This is a genomic window from uncultured Nostoc sp. (genome assembly GCF_964245575.1).
Classification (GTDB): Bacteria; Cyanobacteriota; Cyanobacteriia; order Cyanobacteriales; family Nostocaceae; genus Nostoc.
On the sequence record NZ_CAXTNP010000419.1, the window covers coordinates 1 to 4,765 of the forward strand.

The following is a 4,765-nucleotide window of genomic DNA, read 5'->3' on the forward strand; positions in this document are numbered from 1 at the left end:
GATTGATCTACATGGCTCAGGCGTTTGCCCCGGTACTCAAAGCCAATGGAGGTGGTGTCTTTGTCCAAATCAATTCTGTTGCTTCGCTCAAGGGTTTCCCTGACTCTGCCACTTACTGTGCCTCAAAAGCTGCGGCCTATTCAATCACCCAAGCATTACGAGAACTATTGAGTGAGCAGGACACGCTTGTGCTAAGTGTTCACCCTGGTCCGATTGCCACGGATATGAGCGATGCGGCAGGAATGAGTCAGGTTGCACAGCCACCTGCACTTGTGGCAGACGGGATAATAAAAGCTCTCAAAGCTGGGGATTTTCACGTCTTTCCTGACTCGGTAGCTAAACAAATGGGCGATGCTTATAAAAGCTTTGCCCAAAATGTCGTTGAGGTGTCATCAAGTTAACTAGATTGCCGGGTAATGCTCTAGACAAGGGTATCTGGGTATTAAACAGCAAGCCCAAACTCTTCTCGATTGTACAGATTCACTACTCCTCCTAATTCACCAACACCCCATCCACGCAAGCGATACTCCACTGCGGAAACTTCGCCAGCAGTTTCTTGATCACTATCACCAGCGCTGGCTCACTATCCCAACACTCTTGCAAAAAGTCAAACCCCGGATTCTGCGCTGAATTTACCGCAACGCGTGAGTTTCTGCATCCGCTCCGGTCGCATATTCGACAAAAGCAACAATCGCCTCATACGACCATTTATCAGGATTTGGCACGGGCGCGGCGGAAGCTTCTCTACCAGACGCTGCGCGAACACCCTCATCAACTGCTTTGACTTCTACACTCGAAAAAATAAGTTGTACAAATTTTATCTGAAATAGTTTTTGAATCTAGCTTTCATATAAAAAGTATTCAAGTTATTTTTACACAACTCTTAAAGTGAGTCCACATTTACTGGTCATAGTTTTATTTTTATCTGGACTAATGCAATCTCTTAAAAATAAAAGAATTTTAACTATATTTGTCCTTGAATAATCTTCGTCAATTCAGTACGGCTGCGGTTCGCTTCTGACCGAAAAGCTATACAAAAGATGACTCCTATCAGCATAGGATAACTCAGAGATAATGCAGCCATGTGATAAGGCATAGCACCTGCCAATATTCTGGAAACAACTGTACTATACCAATGAAAAAGGCAAAGTCCTAAAAACGCCATCACAAAAGAATGTGTATTCATTTGTACATGAATCACCGTCTGGTGGGGTTCTACTTCAAATCGACCTCGAATCGTTAATACAAGTGAGTTGCGGTCATGGATTATACGGCTGATTTTAAAACCTGACTTAGAAATGCTTCCTTGATAAGGGGCATGTTTTTGAGAAAATCTAAATGTTTTGGTAGGTTCAACTTTGGCGTTTAGTCGTTGCAGAACTATAAGCAGTGAATCAGGTGTCAAAATTGTAAAACTTTCGTAGGGTAATACTTTCATCTTGATTGAGGTTGCTGACTGAGAATAAAACCTTGATATTTATCAATACCTTTGCCGAAATAAGAGCCGAGAAAAATTTGGGCAAAAATAGCAAAATCACCCAGACATGAGCGTTTAGCTCAACATCGGAGATTGGAGGCTATAATTAGGCTATTAAGTCTTCACCCAAAAACTCAAGTTTTTCGCAAAAGATTGAAAATTTTACAAAACTTTACTTTATAAAGTTCTCAAGCCATCGCTCTCCTAAAAATGCTTGAGCAAGTGAGCGAATCATTAGCTCACTGCCTGCCTGTGTGAAAAATTTCATTTAGTTAAATATCTGCACTAGCTGATTGCTGCTGAGGAGATCATATTGCGATCGCTACTCGTCCCCACATCAACATGAAGCACGCTAAATGCTAAATTTTATTTAGCCACCTAGTAGTCTGCCAAGTCAACAATGCATGGTGGTTAGCTCTTGAGCAGAGGGGCAGAGGGGCAGAGGGGCAGAGGGGAAAGAACTTGGTATAAGCCTCTCCCCTGCTCAAGAGCTCCCCTGCTCCTCTGCTGACCTCCACCCAGCAGGAGTTTTCTTTTTCTTATGTGGTTCTGGTCTGCCGATTCAGTAAAACAAGAATTATTTGATTTGTATGCTCCAGCCCTGCAATCGCTGGGCGTAAATTTCAGTGACGAGCAACTTCAAGACACTCTAGAAGCATCAAGCTTAAGTTTAGAAGATGCTTTCAGGAGCGCAATCGTTTATATACTCTGGCTCGAAGAAAACCTGAAGCCGATCTATCCGACTGCGACACTAATCGAGGCATTGGCAAATCAATGGCGCACCAAGTACTGGAAGCCGGAGTATTTAGAACTTGAACAATTGCTCTCCCCCGGAAAGCGCTGGTGGAGGGCAGCAGTGGATATGTGGGGTTACGACGAGCGTAATCAACTGGTTGCAGATATATTTTATGACCACGGTCAGGAATTTATCAAGTTCCGAAATGGGAAAGAAATTCTAGTTGACACTGCTTATAAATGGGGATGGGAGCGAGTTGCAGATTATGCGTCCCCGTTTTCAGAAAGTAATTCGTCGTTGCGCGGTATCAATGCAAGGGAATCTTGATCTACAACCGTTAAGCAGCAATCGCTTTAGCTGCACGCTATTCTGAGACAGTGTGATTTTTACCTCTCCCAATCAACCAATACCCCATCCACAATCGCAATTCCCCACTGTGGAAACTTCGCCAATAGTTTTTTAACGACAATTTGCAAAGCAGGGTCATCATTCCAGCACTCTTGCAAAAACTCAAACCCCGGATTCTGCCCCGAATTTCCCGCAAGTTTGAGTTTCTGCATCCGCTCCGGTCGTAGATTCGACCTTGCGACAATCGCCTCATGTGACCACTTTTCAGGATCAGGGACAAGCGCGGCAGAACCTTTACCCTCATTATCTGCTTTGATTTCTACACCCGAAACTGAGTTTTCAACCATCAACGGAGTAGGATTACTCTGTTCTACTTCCTCCTGTGTTTGATTAGCGATCGCAGAATTTAAAGGTTTTTCACTTTGAGCAACGGGCGCGGCGGAAAAAGTACCTTCATGAAAGTCTTTCGCCTCAATACTACAATCCTGGTTTTTAGCCAACAATGAAGCAGACTGACTCGGTGCATCATCCACAAGCGCTAGCGTCGTGCAGTCCATTGCCACAGGCAAGTCTTTCTCTTTCTCTGACACGCTTTGAACAAACTGAGGCGAAGCGCCCCCCAAGGGCGCACTCGCCGTCTCCTCCTCACGCGAATTTCCTGTAAGCGTGTCAGAGATACACCTCACAAACTCAAATGATGAGTTTGTGAGGTGTTTCTGAGCAGTTCGTGAGGTTTCCTGAAACCCTTGCTTTGACTGACTTTTACCTAAAATAGATGCTTTATACGAAGCACGCATTTCTTCAGAGCCAGCATCTATCTCTGAAATCTCAGCATTTGATTCTCGTTTTTCAGCATCTGGTTCTTGTTTTTCCGAATTAGCTTTCTCCCAAAATTCCTTCATCCGACTACCATGCAAATTTTTCACCATCCAGCTAGCTGTTTCTCGGCCGTCTTGAATCGACTTGTCGGGTTTGAAAATGAATAGCCCACTGTCAGATAGAATTTTCTTTGCAGAGATAAAAGTACTGTACCCCAAAGCAGAAGTTAGAGGCATCCACCGAGAACCATAAGGGTCAGCCGTCCAGCACTCCTGCCATAGCTGATTCACTGATGGTTTTTGCTGCGATGCCCACAGCATATCTTCGATGGGAATAATCACATGAAGCCGCTTATATGGTGACTGTGGTTTAGTGGCAGCAGCCTTTTTGGGCTTGGGTCTGGTAATAGTTGCGGTCATTCTAAAATCTCCTGTTTTTGTTGACGCACCAAATTTCCCCTACAGCGATTGCAGGGTTTGGTACTTGTATTTGGTTGTCTAAAAAATCACCAAAATACTAGAAGTTTATTGAGGTTGCCAGAATCGCAACTCATCTCGGAAATACCTGTCAGTCTTTTTTGATTGCTCCTTCCAGTGATCCCAAGCCACTATCACCTCATCTCCTAATTCTTCTACTACCTCACCTCTTTCCACATACAAAGTGCGGTATGGGTCAGCGTGAGCAACTATAGAACCGATGCCAATAGTGTCTGGTTGAGAGGATGCGTTCTGGAGAACAGTGATTAAATCAGTCTCTTGGGTGGTCAATTCCGCCCAAGAGACTGATTTAATCACTTCGTACTCTTGCGCCACTGCACAAAAGTCTTCCCATGTACACCCAGGTTTAGCCAGCACTGCCCTAATGTCACTAATCGCCTGGGGAAGCATTTCTAGTTGCTCGGCTCGATATGCGATCGCAATTGGTGTTGGCTCACTTCCCAAAATTATGGCCGCCGCTTCAAGCGCTTGGGTGTTGTTCATAGCGTTGGCGAGATTCTTCAAAGCCATGCCCATCAGCCGCAGACATTCTTGGGCATTCTCCTTGGGTGGCTCAACAGCCAGCGATCGCAGATCAATGGTTTTCTCTAGGGCAAGTTTGACCTGCTTGTTCAACGCTTTAGTCGTTTGCTGGGTCATGGTATTCCCCCATTCTTGAGAAGAGCGCTGTTGAACCGCGTTTTCTAATTCTTGAATGCGCTGCTGGAGTTGTTGGTTTTCAATTTCCAGCTTTTTCAATCCCTCCATCTCATCCAGCCGTTCCTGCAACTGGATGTTTTGCTCCCTTTGTTGCTTGTACAGGTTTTGCAGAGATTGAATTTGCTTAATTACTTGTTCTTCTGCTCTGGCCGATACTTCTGCTTGTAGCCCAATTCTCAATTCCTGCTC

At 44.7% G+C, this 4,765-nt stretch carries 4 protein-coding genes and 1 pseudogene; 2 read left to right on the top strand and 3 right to left on the bottom strand.

What is annotated here, in order from left to right:
• Positions 1-401 (top strand): SDR family NAD(P)-dependent oxidoreductase (locus ACFFAP_RS35890; protein ID WP_375515677.1); only part of this gene is annotated, 401 nt, incomplete at its 5' end.
• 563 nt (positions 402-964) lie between these two features.
• Here the strand turns inward: ACFFAP_RS35890 and ACFFAP_RS35895 are convergent.
• Entirely contained in the window at positions 965-1,438 is a 474-nt protein-coding gene (locus ACFFAP_RS35895) for a hypothetical protein (RefSeq protein ID WP_375515678.1), read from the bottom strand.
• Between the two features lie 580 nt (positions 1,439-2,018).
• Between ACFFAP_RS35895 and ACFFAP_RS35900 the strand changes: the two genes are divergently transcribed.
• On the top strand, positions 2,019-2,540 hold the full coding sequence (locus ACFFAP_RS35900) for a hypothetical protein (RefSeq protein ID WP_375515679.1): 522 nt from the start codon (positions 2,019-2,021) through the stop codon (positions 2,538-2,540).
• Between the two features lie 59 nt (positions 2,541-2,599).
• Here the strand turns inward: ACFFAP_RS35900 and ACFFAP_RS35905 are convergent, their stop codons facing one another.
• Complete coding sequence (locus ACFFAP_RS35905) at positions 2,600-3,799, bottom strand: hypothetical protein (protein ID WP_375515680.1); 1,200 nt, start codon at positions 3,797-3,799, stop codon at positions 2,600-2,602.
• Positions 3,800-3,904: 105 nt separating this feature from the next.
• Positions 3,905-4,765, bottom strand: a pseudogene (locus ACFFAP_RS35910) (hypothetical protein); the annotation flags it as partial.

What these genes read in the sequence shown, in the direction of transcription:
- ACFFAP_RS35900 (WP_375515679.1), top strand. Translation starts at nt 2,019, where the DNA reads ATGTGGTTCTGGTCTGCCGATTCAGTAAAACAAGAATTATTTGATTTG.
- ACFFAP_RS35895 (WP_375515678.1), bottom strand. Translation starts at nt 1,438, where the DNA reads ATGAAAGTATTACCCTACGAAAGTTTTACAATTTTGACACCTGATTCA.
- ACFFAP_RS35905 (WP_375515680.1), bottom strand. Translation starts at nt 3,799, where the DNA reads ATGACCGCAACTATTACCAGACCCAAGCCCAAAAAGGCTGCTGCCACT.